At 66.4% G+C, this 24,245-nt stretch carries 26 protein-coding genes; 10 read left to right on the top strand and 16 right to left on the bottom strand.

All coding sequences use genetic code 11. The annotated features are described in order from the left end of the window. Positions 1 to 53: 53 nt before the first annotated feature. Positions 54 to 449: a peptide-methionine (R)-S-oxide reductase MsrB gene (msrB, locus tag CP958_RS19395; protein ID WP_096704192.1), complete on the top strand. Its 396-nt coding sequence runs from the start codon at positions 54 to 56 to the stop codon at positions 447 to 449. On the opposite strand, the gene CP958_RS19390 is transcribed toward msrB, so the two are convergent. Further along, positions 430 to 657, bottom strand: coding sequence for a VF530 family protein (locus tag CP958_RS19390; protein ID WP_096703843.1), 228 nt, complete (start codon positions 655 to 657; stop codon positions 430 to 432). The two genes, msrB and CP958_RS19390, sit on opposite strands and share 20 nt — an antisense overlap. 101 nt (positions 658 to 758) lie before the next feature. Here CP958_RS19390 and CP958_RS19385 point away from each other — a divergent pair, with 101 nt between their 5' ends. Together CP958_RS19385 and mtnA are read left to right on the top strand one after the other, a co-directional pair. After that, on the top strand, positions 759 to 1,646 hold the full coding sequence (locus tag CP958_RS19385) for an S-methyl-5'-thioadenosine phosphorylase (RefSeq protein WP_096703842.1): 888 nt from the start codon (positions 759 to 761) through the stop codon (positions 1,644 to 1,646). Next, positions 1,643 to 2,731 carry an S-methyl-5-thioribose-1-phosphate isomerase gene (gene mtnA / locus CP958_RS19380; RefSeq protein WP_096703841.1) on the top strand — a complete coding sequence of 363 codons (1,089 nt, stop codon included), beginning with the start codon at positions 1,643 to 1,645 and terminating at the stop codon, positions 2,729 to 2,731. Before CP958_RS19385 ends, mtnA begins: the two co-directional genes overlap by 4 nt. Positions 2,732 to 2,772: 41 nt before the next feature. Here mtnA and rmuC read toward each other — a convergent pair whose 3' ends face one another. The 5 genes from rmuC to CP958_RS19355 form a co-directional block, all read right to left on the bottom strand. Further along, entirely contained in the window at positions 2,773 to 4,104 is a 1,332-nt protein-coding gene (gene rmuC, locus CP958_RS19375) for a DNA recombination protein RmuC (protein ID WP_096703840.1), read from the bottom strand. A 75-nt stretch (positions 4,105 to 4,179) separates the two neighbouring features. Further along, positions 4,180 to 4,731 carry a 16S rRNA (guanine(966)-N(2))-methyltransferase RsmD gene (rsmD, locus tag CP958_RS19370; RefSeq protein ID WP_096703839.1) on the bottom strand — a complete coding sequence of 184 codons (552 nt, stop codon included), beginning with the start codon at positions 4,729 to 4,731 and terminating at the stop codon, positions 4,180 to 4,182. Continuing rightward, positions 4,706 to 5,590 (bottom strand): pseudouridine synthase, encoded by an 885-nt coding sequence (locus CP958_RS19365; protein ID WP_096704191.1) that lies wholly within the window; start codon positions 5,588 to 5,590, stop codon positions 4,706 to 4,708. The genes rsmD and CP958_RS19365 overlap by 26 nt, the downstream gene beginning before the upstream one ends. After that, entirely contained in the window at positions 5,587 to 6,303 is a 717-nt protein-coding gene (locus CP958_RS19360; RefSeq protein WP_096703838.1) for a gamma-glutamyl-gamma-aminobutyrate hydrolase family protein, read from the bottom strand. Before CP958_RS19360 ends, CP958_RS19365 begins: the two co-directional genes overlap by 4 nt. Before the next feature lie 93 nt (positions 6,304 to 6,396). Beyond that, complete coding sequence (locus CP958_RS19355; protein ID WP_096703837.1) at positions 6,397 to 8,040, bottom strand: lactate permease LctP family transporter; 1,644 nt, start codon at positions 8,038 to 8,040, stop codon at positions 6,397 to 6,399. A 202-nt stretch (positions 8,041 to 8,242) separates the two neighbouring features. On the opposite strand from CP958_RS19355, the gene CP958_RS19350 reads away from it, so the two are divergent. The 6 genes from CP958_RS19350 (at position 8,243) to CP958_RS19325 (ending at position 15,545) form a co-directional block, all read left to right on the top strand. Next, positions 8,243 to 8,848 (top strand): FCD domain-containing protein, encoded by a 606-nt coding sequence (locus CP958_RS19350; RefSeq protein ID WP_242443003.1) that lies wholly within the window; start codon positions 8,243 to 8,245, stop codon positions 8,846 to 8,848. A gap of 108 nt (positions 8,849 to 8,956) precedes the next feature. After that, entirely contained in the window at positions 8,957 to 9,706 is a 750-nt protein-coding gene (locus tag CP958_RS19345) for a (Fe-S)-binding protein (RefSeq protein WP_096704189.1), read from the top strand. Then, entirely contained in the window at positions 9,696 to 11,132 is a 1,437-nt protein-coding gene (locus CP958_RS19340; protein WP_096703836.1) for a LutB/LldF family L-lactate oxidation iron-sulfur protein, read from the top strand. Before CP958_RS19345 ends, CP958_RS19340 begins: the two co-directional genes overlap by 11 nt. Continuing rightward, positions 11,125 to 11,781, top strand: coding sequence for a lactate utilization protein (locus CP958_RS19335; protein ID WP_096703835.1), 657 nt, complete (start codon positions 11,125 to 11,127; stop codon positions 11,779 to 11,781). The genes CP958_RS19340 and CP958_RS19335 overlap by 8 nt, the downstream gene beginning before the upstream one ends. Further along, entirely contained in the window at positions 11,778 to 14,594 is a 2,817-nt protein-coding gene (locus tag CP958_RS19330) for an FAD-binding and (Fe-S)-binding domain-containing protein (protein WP_096703834.1), read from the top strand. Before CP958_RS19335 ends, CP958_RS19330 begins: the two co-directional genes overlap by 4 nt. Positions 14,595 to 14,780: 186 nt before the next feature. Next, the gene (locus CP958_RS19325) at positions 14,781 to 15,545 is read left to right on the top strand and encodes an enoyl-CoA hydratase-related protein (protein WP_096703833.1); all 765 of its coding nucleotides are present in this window, start codon (positions 14,781 to 14,783) and stop codon (positions 15,543 to 15,545) included. Positions 15,546 to 15,584: 39 nt separating this feature from the next. Here CP958_RS19325 and CP958_RS19320 read toward each other — a convergent pair whose 3' ends face one another. From CP958_RS19320 to CP958_RS19275, 10 genes are all read right to left on the bottom strand, one after another. Then, positions 15,585 to 16,193, bottom strand: a complete 609-nt coding sequence (locus CP958_RS19320; protein WP_096703832.1) for a hypothetical protein — start codon at positions 16,191 to 16,193, stop codon at positions 15,585 to 15,587. Further along, a complete protein-coding gene (locus tag CP958_RS19315; RefSeq protein ID WP_242443002.1) occupies positions 16,190 to 16,774 on the bottom strand; it encodes a hypothetical protein in 585 nt (194 codons plus the stop codon). The genes CP958_RS19320 and CP958_RS19315 overlap by 4 nt, the downstream gene beginning before the upstream one ends. Continuing rightward, complete coding sequence (locus tag CP958_RS19310; protein WP_096703830.1) at positions 16,771 to 17,193, bottom strand: hemerythrin domain-containing protein; 423 nt, start codon at positions 17,191 to 17,193, stop codon at positions 16,771 to 16,773. The genes CP958_RS19315 and CP958_RS19310 overlap by 4 nt, the downstream gene beginning before the upstream one ends. Before the next feature lie 62 nt (positions 17,194 to 17,255). Then, positions 17,256 to 17,819 carry a pyridoxamine 5'-phosphate oxidase family protein gene (locus CP958_RS19305; protein ID WP_096703829.1) on the bottom strand — a complete coding sequence of 188 codons (564 nt, stop codon included), beginning with the start codon at positions 17,817 to 17,819 and terminating at the stop codon, positions 17,256 to 17,258. Between the two features lie 11 nt (positions 17,820 to 17,830). Continuing rightward, the gene (locus CP958_RS19300; RefSeq protein WP_096703828.1) at positions 17,831 to 18,652 is read right to left on the bottom strand and encodes a ferritin-like domain-containing protein; all 822 of its coding nucleotides are present in this window, start codon (positions 18,650 to 18,652) and stop codon (positions 17,831 to 17,833) included. Between the two features lie 117 nt (positions 18,653 to 18,769). Beyond that, positions 18,770 to 19,171, bottom strand: a complete 402-nt coding sequence (locus CP958_RS19295; RefSeq protein WP_096703827.1) for a F0F1 ATP synthase subunit epsilon — start codon at positions 19,169 to 19,171, stop codon at positions 18,770 to 18,772. A gap of 77 nt (positions 19,172 to 19,248) precedes the next feature. Then, positions 19,249 to 20,676 (bottom strand): F0F1 ATP synthase subunit beta, encoded by a 1,428-nt coding sequence (gene atpD / locus CP958_RS19290; RefSeq protein ID WP_096703826.1) that lies wholly within the window; start codon positions 20,674 to 20,676, stop codon positions 19,249 to 19,251. A gap of 20 nt (positions 20,677 to 20,696) precedes the next feature. Beyond that, positions 20,697 to 21,581, bottom strand: a complete 885-nt coding sequence (locus CP958_RS19285) for a F0F1 ATP synthase subunit gamma (protein ID WP_096703825.1) — start codon at positions 21,579 to 21,581, stop codon at positions 20,697 to 20,699. 22 nt (positions 21,582 to 21,603) lie between these two features. Further along, positions 21,604 to 23,133, bottom strand: a complete 1,530-nt coding sequence (atpA, locus tag CP958_RS19280) for a F0F1 ATP synthase subunit alpha (protein ID WP_096703824.1) — start codon at positions 23,131 to 23,133, stop codon at positions 21,604 to 21,606. Continuing rightward, positions 23,133 to 23,687, bottom strand: a complete 555-nt coding sequence (locus tag CP958_RS19275) for a F0F1 ATP synthase subunit delta (RefSeq protein ID WP_068428768.1) — start codon at positions 23,685 to 23,687, stop codon at positions 23,133 to 23,135. Before CP958_RS19275 ends, atpA begins: the two co-directional genes overlap by 1 nt. A 322-nt stretch (positions 23,688 to 24,009) precedes the next feature. Here CP958_RS19275 and CP958_RS19270 point away from each other — a divergent pair, with 322 nt between their 5' ends. Continuing rightward, positions 24,010 to 24,240, top strand: coding sequence for a zinc ribbon domain-containing protein (locus CP958_RS19270; protein ID WP_096703823.1), 231 nt, complete (start codon positions 24,010 to 24,012; stop codon positions 24,238 to 24,240). Positions 24,241 to 24,245 lie beyond the last annotated feature (5 nt).

The raw sequence follows: 24,245 nt of genomic DNA, 5'->3' as shown, positions 1-24,245 counted from the left end.
CGCGCTTTTTTCTTGGGCGCGCCCACCCTACATTGAAGGCGAAGGAGAGAACCATGACGGATAAAGTGGTGAAGACCGACGCCGAGTGGCAGGCTCAGCTGGAGCCCGGCCAATACGCCGTGACCCGCCAGAAGGCCACCGAGCGGCCGTTTTCCGGCGAATACGACCACCACTTCCAACCGGGCAGATACGCCTGCGTCTGTTGCGGCCAGGAGTTGTTCCTGTCGGAGGCCAAGTTCAATTCCGGCTGCGGCTGGCCGGCCTTCTCCATGCCCGCCGCCCCCGAGGCGGTGGCCGAGGAACATGACCGCAGCCACGGCATGGTCCGCACCGAAGTCCTGTGCGCCCGCTGCGACGCCCATCTCGGCCACGTCTTCGACGACGGGCCGGGACCGGCGGGCCTGCGCTACTGCATCAACTCGCTGGCGCTCAAGTTCGAGAAGACGTGAGCCTCAGGTAAAGGTCCTCGACCTTCTGCCGGGCCCAAGGGGTCTGGCGCAGGAACTTCAGGCTGGATTTGATGCTGGGATTGTTGAAGAAGCACTGCAGATTGATCTGCTGGCACAACCCGGCCCAGCCGTAATGCCTGACCAGGGTGGTCAGTATGGTTTCCAGGGTGACGCCGTGCAGGGGATTGTTGGGCTGTTGGCCGGTCATGGCCGCAGCATAATGCGCTCGGGCTCCATCCGTCCAATTGCATCCGCAAGCATTTTGCCCTAACACCACCCGGTGATTATCCCAGCGAAAGGGCGTTTCCCATGGCGGACGGACATTCCACTCCCGTACTCGGCATCATCGGCGGTTCGGGCGTCTATGACATCGACGGGCTGACCAGCAAGGAATGGCGCCGGGTCGAAAGCCCATTCGGCCCCACTTCGGACGAGTTCCTGTTCGGCGAGCTGAACGGTCAGAAGCTGGTGTTCCTGCCCCGCCATGGGCGTGGCCACCGCATTCCCCCGTCGGAATTGAACTTCCGCGCCAATATCGACGCCATGAAGCGGGCCGGCGTCACCGAGATTCTGTCGGTCTCGGCGGTGGGCAGCCTCAAGGAGGAACTGCCGCCCGGCACCTTCGTCATCGTCGACCAGTTCATCGACCGCACCTTCGCCCGGACCAAGAGCTTCTTCGAGACCGGCCTGGTGGCCCACGTCTCCATGGCCCACCCCACTTGCGGCCGTCTGGGCGATCTGGTGGAAGCGGCAGCCAAGGAGGCCGGCATCGTCGCGGTCAGGGGCGGCACCTATCTGGTGATGGAAGGCCCCCAATTCTCCACCCAGGCCGAAAGCAACCTCTATCGCCAGTGGGGCTGCGACGTCATCGGCATGACCAACATGCCCGAGGCCAAGTTGGCCCGCGAGGCGGAGATGTGCTACGCCTCCGTCGCCATGGTCACCGATTACGATTGCTGGCACCCCGACCATGACGCGGTCACCGTGGACGCCATCGTCAAGGTCCTGCTGGCCAACGCCGACCGCGCCCGCTCGCTGGTCAAGACCGTCGCCCCCAAGGTGACAAGCCGCAAGGCGCCCTGCGCCAAGGGCTGCCACACCGCGCTGGACAACGCCATCATCACCCATGGCGAGGGCCGCGACCCCGCCGTGGTGGGCAAGCTGGACGCCGTGGCGGGCCGGGTGCTGAAGCAATGAAGATCAACGGCACCCCTTACCGCACCATCTGGCTGGCCAAGGACGGCAAGACGGTCGAGATCATCGACCAGACCCGCCTGCCCCATGATTTCGTGGTAGTGACGCTGCGCTCGCTGGACGACGCCGCCACGGCCATCCGGGATATGTGGGTGCGCGGCGCGCCGCTGATCGGCGCCACGGCGGCCTATGGCATGGCGCTGGCGGCGGTGGGCGACGCCTCCGACGCCGGGCTGGAGCGGGCCTATGCGGTGCTGCACGCCACGCGGCCCACCGCCATCAACCTCAAATGGGCGCTGGACGAGATGATGGCGGCGCTGAAGCCGCTGCCGGTCAGCCATCGCATCGCCGCCGCCTATGCCCGCGCCGCCGAGATCTGCGACGAGGATGCCGCCCAGAACGCCGCGCTGGGCGAGCACGGCGCGGCGATCATCGCCGAGCATCACAAGGCCAAGCGCCGTACCATCAACATTCTCACCCACTGCAACGCCGGCTGGCTGGCCACGGTGGATTGGGGCACGGCGCTGGCCCCGGTCTACAAGGCCTTCGACGCCGGCGTTCCGCTGCATGTGTGGGTGGACGAGACCCGGCCGCGCAACCAGGGCGCCAGCCTGACGGCCCGCGAACTGAACTGGCACGGGGTGCCGCACACGGTGATCGCCGACAACACCGGCGGCCACCTGATGCAGCACGGCATGGTCGACCTCGTCATCGTCGGCACCGACCGCACCACCCGCAACGGCGACGTCTGCAACAAGATCGGCACCTACCTGAAGGCCCTGGCCGCCAAGGACAACGGCGTGCCGTTCTATGTGGGCCTGCCCAGCCCGACCATCGACTGGACCGTCGCCGACGGCGTCAGGGAAATCCCCATCGAGGAGCGCTCGGCCCGCGAGCAGACCCACATCTTCGGCAAATCCGAGGACGGGGTGGTCCGCGAGGTGCAGGTCACTCCCGACGGCTCGCCCGCCGTCAATTATGGCTTCGACGTCACCCCGGCCCGTCTGGTCACCGGCCTGATCACCGAGCGCGGCGTCTGTGAGGCGTCGCCGGAGGGGTTGAAGGGACTGTTCCCGGAACGGGTCTGACACCAATCCCCCTTCGCGGCCGGAAGTGGGGAGGAGGGGGATCAGCCCTCGTCCTCGCCCACATCGTCGATAGCAGTAGCGCCCAGCGCCAGCAGGGCTTCGACGCCGGAATCGGGGATGGCCTCGACCTTGCGCAATTGCCGGTCGATGGCCCGCTTCCTGACCGCCACGTCGTCGATGGTCTTCGACGCCTCCTGCAGTTTCTTCTGCACCTTGTCGAGCACGTCACCGTACTTGCCGAACTCGGTCTTGACCGCGCCGAGGATTTCCCACACCTCGCTCGAGCGCTTCTCGATGGCCATGGTCTTGAAGCCCATCTGGATGGCGTTGAGGATGGCACCCAGCGTGGTCGGCCCGGCGGCGATCACCTTGTAGTCGCGCTGGATCAGGTCAACCAGACCGGGGCGGCGCAGCACCTCGGCATAAAGGCCTTCGGTGGGCAGGAACAGGATGGCGAAGTCGGTGGTGGTGGGCGGATTGACGTACTTGTCGCGGATGTCGCGGGCAAAGCTCTTGACCCGGGTCTCCAGCGCCTTGGCGGCGGCCTCGACGGCGTCGGGGTCGGCGCGCTCGACGGCCATCTGCAGGCGTTCGTAATCCTCGTTGGGGAACTTGGAATCGATGGGCAGGAGAACCTCCGGCTCGTCGTCGCCCTTGCCCGGCAGGCGGATGGCGAAATCGACCCGCTCCAGACTGCCCTTCTTGCAATTGGCTTCCCGCACATACTGGTCGGCGCGGAAGATCTGTTCGAGCAGATTGCCCAACTGCACCTCGCCCCAGGTACCGCGCGTCTTGACGTTGGTGAGGACCCGCTTCAAATCGCCGACGCCGCTGGCAAGCGACTGCATCTCGCCCAGGCCCTTGTGCACCTGCTCGAGGCGGTCGCTGACCAGCTTGAAGGATTCGCCCAGACGCTTTTCCAGGGTGCCCTGCAGCTTCTCGTCCACGGTCTGGCGCATCTGCTCCAGCTTCTGGGTATTTTCGCCCCTGAGCTTTTCCAGATGCTCGGACACCACGCGGGTCTGTTCCGACACCGTCTTGCCGATGCCCTCGCCCAGTTGCTTGATGCCGCCCAGCACCTCTTCGCGGAGCGCACGGGCCTGCGTGGCCTGATCCGAGCGGAACTCGGCCAGCCGGGTCTCCACCAGGATGCGCAACTCGGTATGGTACTTGTCGGCGGCGGCGGTGGAATCGCCCTGGAAGGTGCGGATCATCTCGGCCGTCTCGCGCCGGTCCTGGCGGGCCTCGTCGCGCAGGCTGCGCTCCAGCCGGTCGAGACGTTCGGACAAATCGTCCTTCTTGCGCAGCAGCAGGACCACCACGCCGGCCAAAGCGGCCAGGGACAGAGCGGCGGCGATCAGGGCGAAATCCATGGCAATCTTCCGAACATTACGGGAACGATTGCCTTGTAGCACGATTTCCGCGTGGACACAAACCTGCCCAGGAGATCAGGGCCGATGGACCAGGAACACCAGCCGTGCGGCGCCGCGCGGCCTTTCCTCCACCGCATCGAAGCCGGCGGGCGGGGCGAAGGCCTCGTCGGCGGCCACCTCGACCACGGCCAGGGCGCCGCTTTCCAGCCAGCCCTTGGCGGCCAGACCTTCGAGGCAGGGCGCGGCCAGACCGGAATGATAGGGCGGATCGAGGAAGGCCAGGGTGCAGGCATGGGGCGCGACAGGCGGCTTGGCGGCATCGGCGCGCACAACCTTGGTCTCGGCCTCCACCTTCAGCGCCTTGACGTTGGCGTAGATGGCGGCCAGGGGCTGCGCCGCCAGTTCCAGGAAGCAGGCATGGACGGCGCCGCGCGACAGGGCTTCCAGGCCCAGCGCCCCCGAACCGGCGAAGGCGTCCACCACGCGGGCGCCCTCCATCTCCACCAGATCGGAATGCATCAAGATGTCGAACAGCGCCTGACGCACCCGGTCGGCGGTGGGGCGGGTGTCGCGGCCCGAGGGCGCTTCCAGGCGGCGGCCCTTATGAAGACCGGCGACGATGCGCATCGGGTTTTGCCTTCTTGGCGCTCGCGACGCGCTTGTCCTCGGCCAGCTTCTGCTTGCGGGCCCGGGCAGCGACGCGCTGCTCCTTCTCGCGCTCGCCGGCCGGCTTGTTCTCGGCCTTGGGCTTCAACACCGCCTTGCCTTCGCCCATCTGCTCGCGCAGCACCTTGCCCGCCACTTCGTCGGCGGCGCCCTCCTCCAGGGTGCCCAGTTGGAACGGGCCGTAGGAGACGCGGATCAGGCGGCTGACCGGCCAGCCGAGATATTCCATCACCCGGCGGATTTCGCGGTTCTTGCCTTCGCGAAGCGACACGCTCAGCCAGGCGTTGGCGCCCTGACGGCGATCCAGCGTGGCGCTGATGGGGCCATAGGCCATGCCGTCGATGGTGATGCCGTTCTCCAGCCGGGCCAGGGCGTCTTCCGACACCTCGCCGTGGACGCGCACTCGGTAGCGCCGCAGCCAGGCGTTGGAGGGCAGTTCCAGCTTGCGGGCCAGTTCGCCGTCATTGGTCAGCAGCAGCAACCCCTCGGAATTGAGGTCCAGCCTTCCCACCGAGATGACCCGCGGCATGCCGTCGGGCAGATGCTCGAACACCGTCGGCCGTCCCTCGGGGTCCTTGTGGGTGGTCACCAGCCCGGCCGGCTTGTGATAGCGCCACAGCCGGGTCTTTTCCGGCTCGGCCAGCGGCGTGCCGTCGACCAGCACGATATCGCCCGGCCCGACCACGCAGGCGGGGCTGTCCAGGGTCTTGCCGTTGACCGAGACACGGCCCATCTCGACCCAGCGCTCGGCCTCGCGCCGCGAACACAGGCCGGCGCGGGCCAGCCTTTTCGCGATTCTCTCGCCCTTGTCCTCGCTCATGATCGGCATGCTCCCACAAAGGCGCGCAGCAGGGCGGAATCCGCCGGGCTAATGTCATATTCGGGATGCCACTGCACCCCGATGCAGAACGTGCGGCCGGTCGCCTCGATGCCCTCGATCACTCCGTCGGGGGCGATGGCGTTGACCACGCAACCGGGCGCCACGTCGCGCACCGCCTGATGATGGGCCGAGTTCACCGGAATGCGCGTCTCGCCGACGATGGCGGCCAGCCGGGTCCCGGCGGCGATCTCCACCCAGTGGCCCGGCTCGCTGCGGGGATTGGGCTGCTCGTGGGCCAGGGCGCCGTCGACCTCGTCGGGAATGTGCTGGATCAGCGTGCCGCCCAGCGCCACGTTGAGCAGTTGCTGCCCGCCGCAGATGCCCAGGATGGGCATGTCGCGGCCCAGGGCGCCCTGCACCATGGCCAGTTCGAAGCGGGTGCGGCCGGTCTTCAGCACCAGACCGGCGCGAGCCTCGGCGCCGAACAGGGCCGGATCGATATCGAAGGCGCCGCCGGTCACCACCAGCCCGTCGATACGGTCCAGGAAGGCCTGGGCCAGATGGGGCTCGTGCGGCAGCAGCACCGGCAGGCCGCCGGCACGCGCTACCGTCTCGGCGTAGTTGCGGCGCAGCGCGTACCACGGCATGCGGGAATAGCCGCCGGAATCCTCGCTGTCGAGGGTAATGCCGATAAGAGGGGGTGAGAGGCTCATCAGGCTTCTATACCCCCCCGGGGCCAAAGAAGAAAGGCCCGGGCGAGAACGCCCGGGCCAGTTTGTCCGGCATCAGGGGATGCAGGAGGGTGATTAAGGGATCATCCAGGTCAGGACATAGGCCTGCAGCGTGGTGATGACGCCGATGATGCACACGAAGAAGACGCTGTGCTTCAAGGTGAAGCGGAACAGGTTCGACTCGTGGCCCACCAGACCCACGGCGGCGCAGGCCACCGCGATGGACTGGGGCGAGATCATCTTGCCGGTGACGCCGCCGGTGGTGTTGGCGGCGACCATCAGGATGTCGCTGATTCCCAATTGATGCGCGGTGGTGGCCTGCAACGCGCCGAACAGGGCGTTGGACGAGGTGTCCGACCCGGTCAGGAACACGCCCAGCCAGCCCAGCACCGGCGCGAAGAACGGATAGACCTTGCCGGCACCGGTCAGCAGCAGCGCCAGGGTGGTGGACAGGCCCGAAGCATTGGCCACATAGGCGAAGGCCAGCACCGTGCCGATGGTGTAGATGGGGCGCTTCAGCTCGGAGAGAGTCTCGCCGAAGGTCTTGAGGCCTTCCTTGCCCTTCATCCCCAGCATGATGATGGTGATGATGGCCGAGATCAGGATGGCGGTACCGGTGGCCGACACCAGATTCAGGGTGTAGACGGCGGGCACGGCCTTGGCGGCGGCCACGATGGGCGGCACCTTGGACACCAGGTTGTGCAGGTAGGGCACTTCCCAGTTGATGTTGGTGAACAGCAGTTCGCCGCCCTTGGCGAACATGGCCTTGAAGGATTTCAGGCTCCACACGGTCACCACGGCGGTGAGGATCAGGAACGGCGCCCAGGCCTTGGCCACCTGACCGGCGGTGTAGTCGTGGGAGTGCTTCTCCTCCTCGCCCTCTTCCTTGAAGCGGAAGATGTTCTTGGGCTGCCAGAACTTGAGGAACACGGTGATGCACACCAGGCTGATCAGCGCCGAGGTGATGTCGGGCAGCTCCGGCCCGATGTAGTTGGAGGTGAACCACACGCCAAAGGCGAAGGAACCGCCGGCCACCAGGATGGCGGGCCAGGTCTCGCGGACGCCCTTGAAGCCGTCCATGATGAAGATGATCCAGAAGGGCACGAACACGGCCAGCAGCGGCAGCTGGCGGCCGGCCATGGCGCCGATCTTGAAGGGGTCCAGGCCCGAGACCTGACCGGCGACGATGATCGGAATGCCCATGGCGCCGAACGCCACCGGAGCGGTGTTGGCGATCAGGCACAGGCCGGCGGCATAGAGCGGATTGAAGCCCAGGCCGACCAGCAGGGCGGCGGTGATGGCCACCGGCGCGCCGAAGCCCGCCGCACCCTCGAGGAAGGCGCCGAACGAGAAGCCGATCATCAGCATCTGCAGACGCTGGTCGGCGGTGATGGACACCACCGAGGAACGGATGATCTCGAACTGGCCGGTCTTGACCGTGACCTTATAAAGGAACACGGCGCCGATAATGATCCAGGCGATGGGCCACAGGCCGAACAGGAAGCCCTGCACGCCGGCCATCAGGGCCGAAGCCACCGGCATCTTGTAGAACACGATGGCCACGGCGATGGACAGCAGCACGGTGATGGTGCCGGCCACATGGCCTTTCAGCTTCAGAATCGTCAGGGCGACGAAGAAGAAAATGATGGGAATGGCGGCGATCAGTGACGACAGCCACAGATTGCCGGCCGGATCGTAGATTTGCATCCAGGCTTGCATGGTGCCTCCCCGAAGGTTCGACCGTGCATCCGCTCGAGATGCCGGTGGAGTGTTGGCGTTGAACGTTTTCTTGAACGTGGTAACAAAATTTGACCAGATGATGAGGCTGGATAACTCAATTCGTCATCCGGTGTAAATGGAAAAGTTGCCATGCCAAAAATCCATGGTTGGCTATGGGTCGGCACCGTCCTATCCTGATGCCATGATGCACGCTCTCCCAAAGCCCGCCGATCCCCCCGCCACCGACCCGCTGGCCCGCCTGCTGCAGGCGCACCCCGAGACCGTCTTCGACTATTTCGAGTTCCGCCGGGTGATGGCCGGCAACGCCGCCGCCCTGGCGGCCGAGCGCGCCACGCAAGAGGATCTGGCCCGGCTGCGGGCCTGCATGGACGCCATGGAGAAGGCCCACGCCCTGGACGACCCTGCCCAGGAGGCGGCGACCGATGCCGAATTCCATCTCGCGGTCTACGAATCCGCCCACAACCTGGTGATGAGTCAGGTCATGCACCGGATCTTCGATATGCTGAAGGTCGGGGTCTTCTATGACCGGATCGACCTCTATCGCCGGCGCGGAGTCCGCGACGCCTTCCTGCGCCAGCATCAGGCCATCTGGCAGGCCATCGCCTCGGGCAATCCCGAGGCGGCCCGGACCATGGCCGAGGCCCATATCAATTCCACCGAGGAATCCCTGCGCGAGGCTCAGTTCGCCAACTCCCGGCGCGACGTGGCGCTGCGCCGCCGGGCCGGCTCCGACCTCACTGGCCGCATCCGGGCCGGACAAACCGCCGGGAAATTGGTGGACAAATAACTTTACCACTTTACTGATTTGGTCAAATTCGAGTAACCATGTCGAACCGGGGAGATTCCCCGGCCAATCATGATCGTCGGCAACGTCCGGCCTGACTCGGGAACGCCCATGACCACGCCCCCACGCCCGAACTCCGTCTACTTCTTCGGCACCTGCCTGATCGACCTGTTCTACCCCGAGGCCGGACTGGCCGGGATGGAGCTGTTGAAGCGCGAAGGCCTCAAGGTGGTGTTCCCCCCCAAGCAGACCTGCTGCGGCCAGCCGGCCCGCAACAACGGTTATCAGGACGAGGCCCGTGCCGTGGCGCGGCTGCAGCTGGACGCCTTTCCCGGCGACCGGCCCATCGTGGTGCCGTCGGGCTCGTGCGCCGGCATGATGAAGACCCACTACCCCGAGATGTTCGAGGGCACCCCCGATCATGATCGGGCGGTGGCCTTTTCCAAGCGGGTGTTCGAGTTGACCGAGTTCCTGGTGGACGTGCTGGGCGTCAAGCTGGAGGACAAGGGCCAGCCGGTAACCGTCACCTGGCACCCGTCCTGCCATTCCCAGCGGGAAGCCGGGGTGATCGAGCAGCCCAAGGCGCTACTGCGGCAATTGGCCAACGTCACCCTGGTCGAGAACCCGCGCGAGAAGGAATGCTGCGGCTTCGGCGGCGCCTTCGCGGTGCGTCAGGCGGAAATCTCGGCGGCCATGGTCGCCGACAAGGTAGCCTCCATCGAGGAAACCGGCGCCACCCAGGTGGTGTCGGGCGATTGCGGCTGCCTGATGAACATCACCGGCGCCGCCGAGAAAAGCCGCAAGGGCTTCAAGGGCCGCCACATCGCCGAATTCATCCTGGAGCGCTGCCATGGCCGCTGAAGCGGGGAAGATGGAATTCGGCGCCAAGGCCCACACGGCGCTGAACGATCCCAAGCTGCGGGCCAATTTCCGTCGCGCCATGGACGGACTGATGACCAAGCGGGCCATCCAGTTCGCCGACGAGGCGGAGTGGACGAGCTTGCGCGCCCGAGGGGCGGCGGCCCGCGCCAACGCGCTGGCCAAGCTGCCCGAACTGCTGGAGCAGTTGGAAGCCAATTGCCTGAGCAACGGCATCCAGGTGCATTGGGCCGAGACCACCCAGGAAGCCAATTCCATCGTGCTGGGCATCCTGGAGGCGGCGGGCGCCAGGACGGTGATCAAGGGCAAGTCCATGGTCACCGAGGAGATGCACCTCAACGCCCATCTGGAAAAGCACGGCATCACCCCGGTCGAATCCGACCTGGGCGAGTACATCATCCAGTTGGCGGGCGAGGCGCCCAGCCACATCGTCATGCCCTGCATCCACAAGAACAAGGCCGAGATCGCCGAACTGTTCCACGACAAGATCGAGGGCCAGGCCTACACCGAGAACGTGGACGAACTGACCGCCGCCGCACGGGCGGCGTTGCGCGGCGCCTTCGCCGGCGCCGATGCCGGCATCTCGGGTGTCAATTTCGCGGTGGCCGAGACCGGCACCCTGGTGCTGATCGAGAACGAGGGCAACGGGCGGCTGTCCACCACGCTCCCGCCGCTGCACATCGCGGTGACCGGTATCGAGAAGGTGCTGGAAAAGCTCGACGACGTGCCGCCGCTTTTGTCCCTGCTGCCCCGCTCGGCCACCGGCCAGCCCATCACCACCTACGTCAACATGATCTCGTCGCCGCGCAAGGACGGCGAGAAGGACGGCCCCAAGGCGGTGCATCTGGTGCTGCTGGACAACGGCCGGTCGCGCGTCCACGGTGATACCGAGCTGCGCGATACGTTGCGCTGTATCCGCTGCGCCGCCTGCATGAACCACTGCCCGGTCTATACCCGGGTGGGCGGCCACACCTACACCTTCACCTATCCCGGCCCCATCGGAAAGCTGCTGACGCCCCAGATCGAAGGGCTGGACTGCGCTGGCGACCAGCCGCACGCCTCGACGCTGTGCCGGGCCTGCGCCGACGTCTGTCCGGTGCAGATCCCCATCCCCGACCTGCTGGTCCGCCTGCGCACCGAATCGGTTCGCCCCACCTCGGGTCAAGCGGTCAAGGGTGCCGGCTCGTCGGCCACTGCCGCCGAGACCCTGGGCTGGAAGGGCTGGACGCTGCTTTACGCCTCACCCCTGGTCTACCGCATCGGCACCAGGATGCTCGGCTGGTTCGGCAATCTGATGCCGTCCTCCGCCCCCATGCTGAAGCAGTGGACCAGCGTGCGGACCAAGCCGAAATTCGCCGCCAAGAGCCTGCATGAACTGGCCCGCGAGAAGGGATACTGCGATGAATAACCAGCGTGAGCGTATCCTGTCGCGCCTGAAGGCCGCGCCCAAGGCGGCCGCGCCGCTGCGCCCCGACTGGACGCCGCCCGCCTATGACGCCGCCGGCCGCAAGGCCAAGTTCAAGGCCATGCTGGAGGCCTCCCACGCCGACGTGCACGAGGTGAGCCCCCGCGACTGGCCAGAACGGCTCAAGACCATCCTGGCCAACAAGGGGGTGGGCAACGTGGTCTATGCCCCCGCCACTCCGGCGGGCCGGCAATTGGCCGAAAGCTGGGCGGGCAGCGGCCCCGAACTGGTGGCCTATGACCGTGCGGTGGAGGAGTTCAAGGACATGCTGGTGTCCAAGGCCGACGCCGGCCTGACCACCACCAAGGGCGGCATCGCCCAGACCGGCTCGCTGGTGCTGTGGCCGACGCCCGACGAGCCCCGGCTGATGAGCCTGCTGCCGCCCATCCACGTGGCGCTGGTGGAAGAAGCCAGCCTGACCGATTCCTTGGCCGAGACCATCCGCGCCCAGGGCTGGGCGGGGGCCATGCCCACCAACGCCGTACTGGTGTCGGGACCGTCGAAGACCGCCGACATCGAGCAGACCCTGGCCTATGGCGTCCATGGGCCGAAGGAACTGATCGTCCTGCTGATCGGGAGTGATTCTCCGTGACCCGTCATTCGCCTGCCCCCGACTATTCCGCCCTGCTGCAGGATCTGACCGGCGTGATGCCGGTGGAGCGGCTGATCACCGATCCGCTGCGCCGCCTGGCCTATGGCACCGACGCCAGCTTCTACCGGCTGGTGCCCCAGGTGGTGGCCGAGGTCAGGAACGAGGCCGAGGTCAAGGGCGTGCTGGCCGCCTGCCGCCGCTTCGGCGCCCCCGTCACCTTCCGGGCCGCCGGCACCTCGCTGTCCGGTCAGGCGGTCAGCGATTCCGTGCTGATGATCCTGGGCACCGGCTGGACCCAGGCGGTGGTCGAGGAAGACGGCCGGCGCATCCGCCTGCAGCCCGGCGTGATCGGCGCCGACGCCAACCGCCGCCTCGCCGCCTTCGCCCGCAAGATCGGCCCCGACCCGGCCAGCATCGATTCGTGCAAGATCGGCGGCATCGCCGCCAACAACGCCAGCGGCATGTGCTGCGGCACCTCGGACAATTCCTACCAGACCATGATGTCCATGCGGCTGGTCCTGGCCGACGGCACCCTGGTCGATACCGGCAACCCGGACAGCGTCGCCGCCTTCCGCGCCTCCCACGCCGCTTTGCTGTCCAAGCTGGACGAGATGGGCAAGCGCGTGCGGGGCGACGAGACCCTTGCCGGCCGCATCCGCCACAAGTTCGCCATCAAGAACACCACCGGCTATTCGCTCAACGCCCTGGTGGACTTCACCGACCCGCTCGACATCCTCACCCACCTGATGATCGGCTCGGAAGGCACGCTCGGCTTCATCGCCGAGATCACCTACCGCACGGTGGCCGAGCACGCCCACAAGGCCAGCGCCCTGCTGCTGTTCCCCGACATCGCCGAGGCCTGCCGCGCCGTGGCGCTGCTGAAGCAGGCGCCGGTCTCCGCCGTGGAACTGATGGACCGCGCCAGCTTGCGCTCGGTCGAGGACAAGCCCGGCATGCCCGGCCAGATCCGTGGGCTGGCCAAAGGCGTCACCGCCCTGCTGGTGGAGGCGCGCGGCGAAAGCGGCGACGATCTGGCCGCCAATCTGGCGGCGATCGGCAAGGTGCTGAGCGGCGTCACCACCTTGTTCCCGCCCCAGTTCACCAACGACCCGGCCGAATACGGCAAGCTGTGGAAGATCAGGAAGGGCCTGTTCCCGGCCGTGGGCGCCGTGCGCCCGGTGGGCACCACCGTCATCATCGAGGACGTGGCCTTCCCCATCCATTCCCTGGCCGCCGCCACCGTGGACCTGGAGCGCCTGTGCCGCAAGCACGGCTATACGGAAGCGATCATCTTCGGCCATGCGCTGGACGGCAATCTGCACTTCGTCTTCACCCAGGATTTCGGCATCAAGGCCGAGGTCGACCGCTATGCCCGCTTCATGGACGAGGTGGCCGAACTGGTGGTCAAAAAGTACGACGGCTCGCTGAAGGCCGAGCACGGCACCGGGCGCAACATGGCCCCCTTCGTCGAGATGGAATGGGGCACCGAGGCCACGCAACTGATGTGGGACATCAAGCACCTGCTCGACCCCGAGGGCATGCTCAATCCCGGCGTGCTGCTGGACCGCGATCCCCGCGCCCATCTCAACAACCTGAAGCCGCTGCCCGCCGCCGATGCCCTGGTCGATACCTGCATCGAGTGCGGCTTCTGCGAGCGCATGTGCCCCAGCCACGGCATGACGCTCAGCCCCCGCCAGCGCATCACCTCGTGGCGCGAGATTTCGAGGCTGACCGCCGCCAACCAGAACGCCGACGAGCTGCGCCGCCTCTACGACTACCAGGGTATCGACACCTGCGCCGCCTGCGGCCTGTGCGCCACCGCCTGCCCCGTGGGCATCGAGACCGGCCGGCTGACCAAATCCCTGCGCGGCCGCCGTCTGGGCGGCACCGCCCAGGCCGTCGGACAGTGGACCGCCAATCATTACGGCGCGGCCCTGGCCGCCACCCGTTTCGGACTGGGCGCCGCCGCCCTGGTCTCCAAGCTGGCGGGACCGGGCACCATGGCCGCCATGGCCTTGGGGCTTCGCAAGCTGTCGGGCGGACACAGCCCCAAGGTGGGCAAGCACCTGCCCACCAATGCCGCCTTCACGCCGCCGGTCAATGCCCAGGTGGGCGAGCGGGTGGTGTACTTCCCCACCTGCGCAGCCCGTGCCATGGGCCCCGCCTCGGGCGATCCGGAAAAGGATTCGCTGCCCACCGTGATGACCAGGGTGCTGCAGCGGGCCGGCTTCGGGGTGGTAATCCCCGAGGGTCTCGACAATCTGTGCTGCGGCCAGGCCTTCGAGAGCAAGGGGCTGCAGGCTACCGCCGATGCCAAGGCCGCCCAGTTGGAAGCAGCCCTGTTCAAGGCCTCCGAGCACGGCAAGCTGCCCATCGTCATGGATGCCTCGGCCTGTACCTGGCGCATGAAGACCTATCTGGGCGAGCGCCTCGCGGTGCAGGACTCGGTGGAGTTCCTGCATGACGCGGTGCTGCCCCGCCTCAAGCCCGACAGGCAGACCCAACCGGTGCTGGTCCACGTCAATTGCGGCGCCCGCAAGATGGGCCTGGACGACAAGATGGTCGGTCTGGCCAAGGCCTGCGCCGCCCAGGTGGTGACGCCCGAGGGCGTGGGCTGCTGCGGCTTCGCCGGCGACAAGGGCTTTACCACGCCCGAACTCAACGACCATGCCCTGCGGCATCTGGCTCCCCAGGTGCCCCGGAACTGCGAGGCGGGCTATTCCTCCAACCGTACCTGCGAGATCGGCCTGGCCGACCACGCCGACGTGCCGTACCGCTCCATCGTCTATCTGCTCGATCGCACCACGCGGTAAGACCGCCCCCTCCCCAACCCTCCCCCGGCATAGCCGGGGGAGGGAGCCCAACATTCTTCCCCTCCCCCCAACTGTGTTGGGGGGAGGCCGGGAGGGGGGCCAACCGGGGCCAGTAAAACCCGGTTGCACCACCCTCCCGCCTCGTGCCAGCTTCTCCTTAAATTAAATACGCAAGGAGATGCCGAAATGAGCGAGCTGGTGCTGTCCCATGTCGAAGGCGGCGTTCAGGTGGTCCGCATGAACCGCCCGGACAAGAAGAACGCCCTGATCGGCGAGATGTACGCCGCCCTGGCCGAGGCCTTCGTCAGGGGCGAGGCCGACGACGAGGTCGGCGTCTTCCTGCTCCTGGGCAGCCAGACCGACTTCTCGGCCGGCAACGACCTGCCCGACTTCCTGACCTGGACGGCGCTTACCGGCTCGGTGGCGGACAAGTTCATCCGCGCCGTGGCCGGGGCCAGGAAGCCGGTGGTCGCCGCGGTGCGCGGCGCCGCCATCGGTCTCGGCTCGACCCTGCTGCCCCATTGCGATCTGGTCTATGCCGCGCCGGGCACCCGCTTCCATATGCCGTTCATCAATCTGGGAATCGTGCCGGAAGCCGGCTCCAGCCAGACCATGCCCGCCCTGGCCGGTCATCGCCGCGCCGCCGAGATGCTGATGCTGGGCGAGCCGTTCGGCGTGGAAACCGCCGAGGCCATCGGCCTGATCAACGGCGTGGTGCCGGGCGAGGAACTGGAGGAGACCGCCATGGCGGCGGCCCGCAAGCTGGCGGCCAAGCCACAGGCGATTCTGCGGCAGATCAAGGCGCTGATGAAGACGCCGCCCGAGCCGATCATGGATCGCCTGACCCGCGAGGCGGGGGTGTTCGACGGCTGTCTGAAGGGCGAGGCCCTGACCGAGGCGGTCACCGCCTTCAAGGAAAAGCGGGCTCCCGATTTCAGCAAGTGCCGGTGATATCGGTAAAGGCGGGCGGAGGGCTGAACCTCCGCCCCTCTACTTCTTCAGTATCCGGCTGACCGACAGCATGGCCTCCATGGGCCGGCGGCCGGGGGGCGATACCGAGGTGACCAGGGCCAGAGGCTGGCTGCCGTCCTCGGCGAAGCGCCGACCCAGGTCGCGGGCGAACCAGTCGGTCGGCATGACGTAATACTCGGTGATCAGTTGCCCGGCCTCGTCGCGGGCGTCCAGCGCCAGTAATTGCGCACCGCCCTTGAAGCCCCCCCTCTCCACCATGGACAGCAGGTGGCGCTGCAGCGAGGTGGCATCGCCGTATTCCGACCACACCGTGCAGATGCCGTCACGCCCCGCCACCAGGGTGATGGCGCCCAGGCCGGGGCGGCGCAGCACGCGGACCTGCCCTTCCCGGCCCGCCAGCAGTGCCGCGGCCACCTCGGGCGTCGCCTCGGTAAAACCGAACTCACCGGTGGGCGAGGCGGCGGTCAGGATGGCGTTGTAATCACCGAGATTGAGCAGGCAGATGCGCCCCAGCGCCGCCACCGCCAACCGCGACGTCTCGTCGCGCATCGCGATTCCGCTTTGGGCCCGGGCCTGGATGGGCAGGGCGAGCAGGACGAGAAACAGAACACGGATGATTCGGCTCATGGCTCCCTCAAACCGATGGTGATGATGGCCTGGAGATCGGGATTGGCGCTTTCCGAGGTCGTGACGATCACCCTGAGGCCGGACGGTTCCCGTCCGTGCTTCTTGAGCAGTTCCTCCCGATAGGTCTGGGTGGGAACCAGATCGATGAAGCGGGACGTCAGCGCCCCCTTGGTGTCGCGCCCGCCGGGCTGAACGGTAAAATAGCGCCCCACCGCCGCCTTCAGGTCCTTTTCCACCTGGGCGTTGATGGCATTGGCCGCCACCCGGCGGACGAAGACGGCGCATTGATCGTCGCTGGGCACCAGCGCCAGGGTGACGCCGGCCTCGTCGCGGATATAGGCCTCGCCGGGGCGCCCCTGCAGGAAGGGCTTGGCCGCCGCCTCGGGCAGGCGGGGAAGGTACAGGTCGCCCCCCGGCTGCAGCCGGTCGTGCAGCTTGTCCAGCGCCCCCACATGGGCGGCGCATCCCAGCACGAAGGTGGCCGAGGCCACCTCGGCCACGCCACGGGGCGGCTCGGCGGCGACGGCGGCCGGGGCGGCCAGCATCAGCCCAAGCGCCAGACAGGGCAGGCGGCGGCTCATGCGCATTGCCGGGGCATGAAGGCCTTGATGCGCATGTCCTGGTTGGTGACGTGCTCCACCAGCGCCTCCATCAGGGCGTGGGCGCCGAGCAGGCAGTCGATCAGGCAGTCGGCGGCATGGATTTCCGCCACCACCTCCTCGGTGCGGGCCAGCAGGCGCTGGTGCTCCTGGCGGTGAATATTTTGGGCGGGAAAGCCGATCCGGCCCATCAGGCGCTCCTCGTCGGCGAAGTGGGCCCGCAGATTGGCGACGAAAGCGGCGCAATAGGCGACGATGCACTCCTTGGGCTCGTCCGACGCCAGGGCGGCGCGCAGGGCGGCGGCCTCCTCGAAAAAGGCACGATGCTGCCCGTCCACCGTGGGGTCACCCAGGGCGAAATCGTCGCTCCACCGATACTGCCACAATGCGTTGCCGCTCATTCGTCTGCCTTATGTTGTCGCGTGGCGAGCAGACCACAGCGTTGCCTTCGGAACAAGATTCATCACTCCGTCTCGTCGGGATCGTCCAGCAGTCCGGTGGGCAGGCCGTCGAAGCTGACCAGATTCTTGTCACGCCAATACTGCCCGATTCCCTCCGGTCCCTTGCTCTGCGCCCAGGCCGGCAAGGTCGGGCGCTGACCGGAATAATCCATCAGGGGAATGCCGAAGCCGCAGGAGGTGATGATGCTGTCCACCTCGACCACGACGATCTGTCGCTTGGCGGGATAATCCGGGAACAGGGCGTCGAATTCCGCCCACTCGCCATCGCGGTGGTGCAGCGCACGGGCGCGGCCATAGAGCCGCAGAATCAGCGGCGCCCCGGAAAAGGCGCAGAACATGATGGTGATGCGGTCGTTGCGACACAGATGGGTCGCCGTTTCGTTGCCGCTGCCGGTCAGGTTCAGCCATGCCACCCGATTGGGACCGAGGATGCGGAAGGTACCGTCGAGCCCCTTAGGCGACAGGTTGATGCGCCCCTGTTCCGTGGCCGTGGCGACGAAGAACATGGGCTGGGCGGCGATGAACCCGGCGAAGCGGTCGGAGATGGAGGCGTGGTGCTGGGCCATGGCGATTGTTCCTATAGCGGCGGCGGGGCTTTGGCCCGCTGCCGCATCTTGACCCAGGCGAAATCGCGGGCCCGGCGGCCCAGCCAGCCCTGGGGATCGAGGCCGACCGCCTTCACCACCATGCCCGCCGCCCGCTCGGCATGCACCTGTCCGTACACCCCATAGGCGCGCGTGGCATAGGCCGCGTTGCAGCGCTCACGATCATAGGCCAATCCGTCCGGATCATTGGCGGCGTGCCAGGCATAGGCCAGCTCGTCGTCGTCGCTTTCCCGGATACGCCCCACCGCCACCAGGGCACGGCGCCACAGCGGCAGCCGGTCACGGGCCTGGGCGTCCCGCATGGCCCCGTAAAACAGTTTGTAATGGCGGAACTCGTCGCCGGCGATGCGGTGGCACAGGTCGCGCAGCACCGGCTCGCGGCTGCGGTCGCGGATGGCGGAATAGAAGGACGAGGTTCCCGTCTCGACGATACAGCGGGCCAGCAATTCACCGGTGGTCGATCCCCGCACCGAGGCCTCGGCATGGACGGGGATACGGTAACCGTCGGTGAAGCGTTTGAACCGGGCGGCGAAATCGAAATCGGGGTCGGCCAGTTGGGCATAGCGGCCCAGGCAGTCGCCATGGCGGGTCTCATCGGCCCGCCACTGCTCGAGGGCGGCGACGAAGGCGGGGTCGTCGCGGAAGACCCGCGCAAGATAAAGGGTGTAGTCGGCAGCATTGCGCTCGACCATGGCGGCGGCCTTGATCACCTGGAGGAGATCGGAATCCACCAGCCCGGGATCGAAGCGATCCCAGCCGATGTCGTCGATGCTCCAACCCTTGCCGCCTTGCATGATCGAACCCGCTCCCCCCCTTGAAGAATTCCATTCTGGGAGATGAGGGGGGATTTTCAAGACAAAAGGGCCGCTTCCGGTGGAAGCGGCCCTTTCGCCAGTTCTTAAAGCCGTCGATCAGGCGACGGCGGCGGCCATGGCCTCGGCGATCAGAGTCAGACGCTGGGCATGAGCCTTGTCGCGCTCGTTGCCGGCATCGTCCATGGCTTCCTTGGCGGCCTTCTTGCGGGCTTCGGCCATCTCGGCGGTCAGTTCACCCACCGGAATGGCTTCCTCGGCCAGCACCGTAATGCGCTCCTCGTTGACCTCGGCAAAGCCGCCGGCCACGAAGATGGACGACGAAACCTTACCGCCGTCGTGGATGTCGATGACACCCGGACGCACGGTGGTGATCATCGGGGCGTGCCGGGCCAGGGCACCGAAGTCGCCTTCGCTGCCGGGCACCACGACCATGTCCACCTTGGACGAAACCAGAAGCTTCGCCGGGGACACCAATTCGAACTGAATCTTCTCGGCCATGCCGCGAGTCCTTCAACCTAATCTTTCGAGGCGGCGGGCTCTCGAAAGAGCCCGCCTTCTCAATACATCCGAGAGCCTTAGGCCGCTTCGGCGGCCATCTTCTTGGCCTTCTCGATCACCTCGTCGATGCCGCCGACCATGTAGAAGGCAGCCTCGGGCAGGTGATCGTATTCGCCGGCCACGATGGCCTTGAAGCCCTTGATGGTGTCGTCGAGCGCCACCAGCTTGCCCGGCGAGCCGGTGAAGATTTCGGCAACGTGGAAGGGCTGGGACAGGAAGCGCTGGATCTTACGGGCGCGCGACACGACCAGCTTGTCCTCTTCCGACAGCTCGTCCATGCCCAGGATGGCGATGATGTCCTGCAGCGACTTGTAGGTCTGCAGGATGCGCTGCACGTCGCGGGCGGTCTGGTAGTGGTCGGCACCGACCACGCGGGGATCGAGAACGCGAGAGGTGGAGTCGAGCGGATCCACGGCCGGGTAGATGCCCAGCTCGGCGATCTGACGATTCAGCACGGTGGTGGCGTCCAGGTGGGCGAACGACGTGGCCGGAGCCGGGTCGGTGAGATCGTCAGCCGGCACGTAAATGGCCTGCACCGAGGTGATCGAGCCCTTCTTGGTCGAGGTGATGCGCTCCTGCAGGGCGCCCATGTCGGTGGCGAGAGTGGGCTGATAGCCCACCGCCGACGGGATGCGGCCCAGCAGCGCGGACACTTCCGAACCGGCCTGGGTGAAACGGAAGATGTTGTCCACGAAGAACAGCACGTCCTGGCCTTCCACGTCGCGGAAGTACTCGGCGACGGTCAGGCCCGACAGGGCGACGCGGGCGCGGGCGCCCGGGGGCTCGTTCATCTGGCCGTACACCAGGGCCACCTTGGAGCCCGGGCCGTCCAGCTTGATGACGCCCGACTCGATCATCTCGTGATAGAGGTCGTTGCCTTCGCGGGTACGCTCACCGACGCCGGCGAACACGGAGTAACCGCCGTGCGCCTTGGCGATGTTATTGATCAGCTCCATGATCAGCACGGTCTTGCCCACGCCGGCGCCGCCGAACAGGCCGATCTTGCCGCCCTTGCAGTACGGAGCCAGCAGGTCGATGACCTTGATGCCGGTGACCAGGATCTCGGTCTCGGTGGACTGGTCGACGAAATCGGGGGCGTCGGCATGGATCGGCAGGGTGGTCTTGTTGCCGATGGGGCCGCGCTCGTCGATGGGCTCGCCGATCACGTTGATGATGCGGCCCAGGGTCTCGGGGCCGACCGGCATCTGAATGGCGGCGCCGGTGTCCACCACTTCGGTGCCGCGCGTCAGGCCGTCGGTGGAGTCCATGGCGATGGTACGCACGGTGGACTCGCCCAGATGCTGTGCGACTTCAAGGACCAGCTTCTTACCCTGATGCTCCAGGTGAAGCGCGCTGAGGATGGCCGGCAGGTGGCCGTCGTCGAAGCGCACGTCCACGACGGCGCCCAGGACCTGGGTGATCGTGCCGACGTTCTTGTTTGCCATGGTGTGCTCCTAGTCTTCCGTCACAGCGCTTCGGCGCCGGAGATGATTTCGATCAGTTCCTTGGTGATCTGGGCCTGGCGCGACCGGTTGTACTTGATCGCCAAGGCATTGATCATTTCGCCCGCGTTACGTGTCGCGTTGTCCATCGCGGTCATGCGCGCGCCCTGTTCCGAGGCCTGGCTTTCCAGCAGGGCACGGAACATCTGGGTAGCCAGATTGCGCGGCAGGATCTCGGCCAGGATTTCCTCTTCACCGGGCTCGAACTCGTAGATGGCCTTGGGGCCGGTCTCCGCGTTAGCGGCCTGAGCCGGAACCGGGAAGGGAATGACCTGCTGACGGGTCACTTCCTGCGCGATGGCCGACTTGAACTTGTTGTAGATCACGGTGCAGACGTCGAATTCCTCGCCGTCGAACATGGCCGAGATCTGCGACGCGACCTGATCGGCCTCGGCGAACACGACGCCCTTGCGGCCCAGGTTCTCGAAGCCCTCGATCATGTACTGGCCGTAGTCGCGGCGCAGCTGCTCGCGGGCCTTGCGGCCCACCGGCATGATCTTGATGATCTTGCCCTGCTTCAGCAGTTCGGCGGCCATCGCCTTGGTGGCGCGGACGATGGACGAGTTGAAGCCGCCGCACAGGCCGCGGTCGGCGGTCACCGCCACGAGCAGATGCACCTTGTCGGCTCCGGTGCCGGTGAGCATGCGGGGCGCACCCGACTGGCCGGCCAGACTGGCGGCCAGGGTGCCCAGCATACGCTCCATGCGCTCGGCGAACGGCCGTGCCGCTTCCGCCGCGGTTTGCGCGCGGCGGAGTTTCGAGGCAGCGACCATCTTCATGGCGGACGTGATCTTGCGCGTCGATTTGACGCTCACGATCTTCATCCGCAGGTCCTTGAGACTCGCCATAACCTAAACTCCCACGGGACGGTTAAGCGAAGGTCTTGGAGAACGCGTCGAGGAACGCCTTGAGCTTCTCTTCGGTCTGGGCGCTGATCTGCTTCTCGGAGGCGATGGTGGAGAGAATCTCCGGCGCCTTCGAGCGGATTTCAGCCAGCAGGGACGATTCGAAGCGGCCGACCTGGCGCACCTCGATCTTGTCCAGATAGCCCTTTACGCCGGCGTAGATGGAAATGACTTCCTCTTCGGTCGGCATGGGAGCGAACTGCGGCTGCTTCAAGAGCTCGGTCAGGCGCGCGCCACGGTTCAGCAGCTTCTGGGTGGCCGGGTCCAGGTCGGAAGCGAACTGCGCGAAGGCAGCCATTTCACGATACTGGGCCAGTTCCAGCTTGATCGAGCCCGCAACCTGCTTCATCGCCTTGATCTGGGCGGCGGAGCCGACGCGCGACACCGACAGACCGACGTTCACGGCGGGGCGGATGCCCTTATAGAACAGTTCGGTTTCCAGGAAGATCTGGCCGTCGGTGATCGAGATCACGTTGGTGGGGATGTAGGCCGACACGTCGTTGGCCTGGGTCTCGATGACCGGCAGGGCGGTCAGCGAACCGGCACCGGCGGCGTCGCCCATCTTGGCGGCGCGCTCGAGCAGGCGCGAGTGCAGATAGAACACGTCGCCCGGATAGGCTTCGCGGCCCGGCGGACGGCGGAGCAGCAGCGACATCTGGCGGTAGGCGACGGCCTGCTTCGAGAGATCATCATAAATGATCAGGGCGTGCATGCCGTTGTCACGGAAGTACTCGCCCATGGTGCAGCCGGCGTAAGGGGCGATGAACTGCAGCGGAGCGGGCTCCGACGCGGTCGCGGCCACCACGATGGTGTAGTCCATGGCGCCGTAATCGGTCAGGGTCTTGACGATCTGGGCCACGGTGGAGCGCTTCTGACCGACGGCGACGTAGATGCAGAACAGCTTCGCCTTCTCGTCGTTGGCGTCGTGCCAGCGCTTCTGGTTGATGATGGTGTCGACCAGGATGGCGGTCTTGCCGGTCTGGCGATCGCCGATGACCAGCTCGCGCTGGCCGCGGCCGACGGGGATCAGGGCGTCCACGGCCTTGATGCCGGTGGACATGGGCTCGTGCACCGACTTACGCGGAATGATGCCCGGGGCCTTGACGTCAACGCGCTGGCGCGAGGCGGCCTCGATGGGGCCCTTGCCGTCGATGGGATTGCCCAGCGCGTCCACGACGCGGCCCAGCAGACCCTTGCCGACCGGAACGTCCACGATGGAGCCGGTCCGCTTGACGACGTCGCCTTCCTTGATGTTGCGGTCGTCGCCGAAAATCACGATGCCGACGTTGTCGGTCTCGAGATTCAGCGCCATACCCTTGATGCCGCCTGGGAATTCGACCATCTCGCCGGCCTGGACCTTGTCAAGGCCGTGCACGCGGGCGATACCGTCACCGACAGACAGCACCTGACCGACCTCGGCAACTTCCGCCTCGGTCCCGAAGGTGGCGATCTGTTGCTTGAGGATTGCGGAGATTTCCGCGGCGCGGATTTCCATTATCCAACCCCTTTCATAGCGAGCTTGAGATGCTGCAGCTTCGTCTTGAGCGAGCTGTCAACCATGCGGGAACCGACCTGAACCACCAGGCCGCCCAGCAAGCTGGGATCAACCTTGACATCGACGGCAACATTGCCGCCGAAGGCCGCCTTGAGGGCGGTGGTGAGGGCGTCTTGCTGGGCCGGCGTGAGAGCCACGGCGGAAGCCACCGTCGCGGACTTTTCGCCGCGACGGGCCGCCAACCGGCCGAGATAGGAGGCGATCACCCCATTCAGGGTGAACAGCCGGCGGTTCTTGGCCGCCAGCCCGAGGAATTTGGAGGTCAGCTCCGAAAAGCCGGCGGCCTTGGCGACGGCGCCGATCGCCGCCCCCTGCTGCTCGCGGCTGAGAACGGGGCTGTCGACGACTCGGCGCAGGTCGGCGCTTTCGCGCAGCATGGCCTGGAGCGTCTTGAGGTCACCAGCCACCTGGTCGAGCGAACCGGAAGAATCGGCCAACTCGAAGAGAGCGGTGGCGTAGCGGTCGGCGATCACGCCAATAGTTTCGGAAGGCACCTGGGCAAGTCCTTGGATAGGGTCGAACCGGCAGCCGTAACCTATTGAAAGGCAACATAATTCTGGCGCCATCAGGAAAGGCCCCCCTGTCGGCGCGACGGTTAACTAACACATCGGGTTTTGCGTTGCAAGACGACTCCTGCCCATTCGGGGGAGGAGATCGAATTATCCTTCCTGCGCCGGGCGCGGCGCCGTGGGCAAAAGTGAGGGTGGGGGCTCGGGTGGGAGCACCTACCCGCTCCCCATAATTTTTTTCGTGCCGAAGCGCGGGCGATGCTAATCTGGCCCCGCCGCCACCCTGAACGCCGTGTGAGGGGATGGAATGCCTTACTACACCTATCGCTGTACCGGGTGCGACGCCGTGTTCGAGACCCTGGTGCGATCAGCCGACGTGCCCGCCTGCCCGCAATGCGGCAGCCAGGCACTGGAACGCCAGTTGGGAGCCGTCGCCCCCGCCGCCAGGACTCCCGGCATGGTGGGCAAGGTCCGTGCCCAGGCGGCCCGAGAGGGGCATTTCAGCAATTACTCCCGCTCGGAGCTGAGGCGGAAATAGCCGCC

This window comes from Magnetospirillum sp. 15-1 (genome assembly GCF_900184795.1).
In the GTDB taxonomy this organism is placed as follows: domain Bacteria; phylum Pseudomonadota; class Alphaproteobacteria; order Rhodospirillales; family Magnetospirillaceae; genus Phaeospirillum.
The sequence above is the reverse complement of the archived record's forward strand: the minus strand, read 5'-3'. Positions and strand labels throughout refer to the sequence as shown.